The sequence below is a fragment of the Streptomyces jeddahensis genome (assembly GCF_001642995.1).
In the GTDB taxonomy this organism is placed as follows: Bacteria; Actinomycetota; Actinomycetes; order Streptomycetales; family Streptomycetaceae; genus Streptomyces; species Streptomyces jeddahensis.
This window is the reverse complement of the sequence record NZ_LOHS01000083.1, coordinates 1-2277: the sequence shown is the minus strand read 5'-3', so window position 1 is coordinate 2277 and position 2277 is coordinate 1. Positions and strand designations below refer to the sequence as shown.

The window sequence follows — 2277 nt, the reverse complement described above, 5'->3', positions numbered from 1 at the left end:
TGTGCGGGGCGGCCGGCAGCTTGCTGGTTGACGTGGGGGGCGGGCGGGGTGGCGGGCAGCGTGCTGGTTGACGTGGGTCGGAGACGGGTCGGCTCGGCCTGTGCCGGGACCTGCGCCGGGATGTGTGGGCAGGCCGGGGGCGGTGTGTGCCGGCGGGCCGGTGTGCGCGGTGCGTGGTGCGTGCCGGAGGGACGGCGGGCCGGTGTGCGCGGTGCGCGGTGCGTGCGGAGACCGCCTGGTCCGCTCTGGTCCGCTGCCGTGCGCTTCGTGCGCGCGGGCCTTGCGGCGCGCCCGGACCCGTCCTGTCGGCTGCTCGCCGATACGGATGTGAATCCACGGTCCCCAGCGTGCTAATCTTCTGGATGTCGGAAGGCGCTCGCACCGAAAACGCGGGGCCGGAAGGCAACACCCAATGCGCGGGTGGCGGAATAGGCAGACGCGCTGGATTCAGGTTCCAGTGCCCGCAAGGGCGTGGGGGTTCAACTCCCCCCTCGCGCACCACCACGAAGCGGGTCCCCGCCGGTGACGAAAGTCCTGGCGGGGACCCGCTTCTTGTGCTGTATGCCACATGTGGTGAATGTCGCTTGGTCGCTGCTCGATATGTGTCATGCACACCGCCTCCCATGCGGAGTTGTCCACAGCTGTGGAGTTGTCCACAGGCTCTGACGCCCTCCCGCCACCGGCGGTACGGTCATGGCCGGTTGATGTTCGTCTGCGATGCGGCGAGACACGGGGGAGGCGGTCGCCATGACCGAGATCAGCAGGGAAGCCACGGTCGTTGTCGGCGAGCGCGACGATGAGACGGAGCGCGACGACGAGACGGAGCGCGGCGCAGCTGCGGCGCCTCAGCTGCGCGGCGGACCTCGGACCGTCCGGCTGCCGCAGGTGCGCGGCTTCGCGGAATGGCCCGCGGCAGGGTCGCCCAGCCAGTCACCCAAGCAGGAGGGCAAGGCACTGCGCGTGCGTGTGCCCCGGTCCTCGCACGCGGAGTTCTCGGCCGACAGCGGCCGCCCGGACGCCCTCACCGCCGTCCAGGACTCCAACCGCGGCAGGCTCCGGGAGCTCACGCCCATACGCGTGGGACGCATGGCCGCAAGTCCCTTCGCGTTCCTGCGCGGTTCGGCCGGACTCATGGCGTACGACCTGGCACGCACACCTCTCACAGGCCTCGGTGCACAGATATGCGGCGACGCACACGCGGCCAACTTCGGGCTCTACGCGGACGCACGAGGCGGCCTCGTCATCGACCTCAACGACTTCGACGAGACCGTGCACGGACCCTGGGAGTGGGACGTGAAGCGGCTCGCCGCATCACTCGTCCTCGCCGGACGCGAGGCGGGAGCGGACGAAGACGTCTGCCGTAAAGCGGCCTTCGACGCCGCGGGCGCCTACCGGCGCACGATGCGGCTGCTCGCGAAACTCCCCGTGCTGGACGCGTGGAACGCCATCGCCGATGAGGAACTGGTCTCCCACACGGATGCTCACGATCTGCTCGGAACGCTGGAGCGTGTTTCACAGAAGGCACGGAACAACACGAGCGGACGGTTCGCCGCCAAATCCACCGAGCCGACGGCCGACGGCGGACGACGGTTCGTCGACGCCCCGCCCGTGCTGCGCCGGATACCCGACGCAGAGGCGGCCGCTGTGGCGGCCTCTCTCGGGGAGTACTTGAGCACCCTGTCCGTCGACCGCCTGCCGCTGCTCGCGCGGTACGCGATCCAGGATGTGGCGTTCCGGGTGGTCGGCACCGGCAGCGTCGGAACCCGCTCGTACGTGGTGCTGCTCCTCGACCACCGGGGCGAGCCCCTCGTGCTGCAGGTCAAGGAGGCCCGCCCGTCCGCCCTGCTGCCGCACCTGCCGGCCGCCGGGTTCAAGGTGCCGGAGGAGGACCACGAGGGACGCCGCGTGGTGCTCGGCCAGAAGCGGATGCAGGTCGTCAGCGACATCCTCCTGGGATGGACGTCGGTCGACGGACGGCCTTTCCAGGTACGGCAGTTCCGTAACCGCAAGGGCAGCGTGGACCCCGCAGCGCTGGCCGCCGACCAGCTGGACGACTACGGCCGCATGACCGGGGCCCTGCTGGCGCGCGCCCACGCACACAGCGCCGACCCACGACTGATAGCCGGCTACTGCGGCAAGACCGAGGAACTGGACGAGGCGATCGCACACTTCGCAGTGGCCTACGCGGACCGCACGGAGGCGGACCACGCGGAGCTGGTGGCTGCCGTCAGGGCGGGGAGGGTGGCGGCGGAGTTCGGGGTTTGAGGGGCGGGCGGG

The 2277-nt window shown here is 70.8% G+C and carries 1 protein-coding gene and 1 tRNA gene; both read left to right on the top strand.

The window, feature by feature from the left end:
* The first annotated feature begins 414 nt into the window (after window positions 1–414).
* Window positions 415–501: transfer RNA gene (locus STSP_RS17475), tRNA-Leu, on the top strand.
* Between the two features lie 246 nt (window positions 502–747).
* The gene (locus STSP_RS17470) at window positions 748–2265 is read left to right on the top strand and encodes a DUF2252 domain-containing protein (RefSeq protein WP_078067270.1); all 1518 of its coding nucleotides are present in this window, start codon (window positions 748–750) and stop codon (window positions 2263–2265) included.
* Window positions 2266–2277: the final 12 nt, after the last annotated feature.

Coding starts and splice junctions, on each gene's coding strand:
- STSP_RS17470 (WP_078067270.1), top strand. CDS start 748: ATGACCGAGATCAGCAGGGAAGCCACGGTCGTTGTCGGCGAGCGCGAC.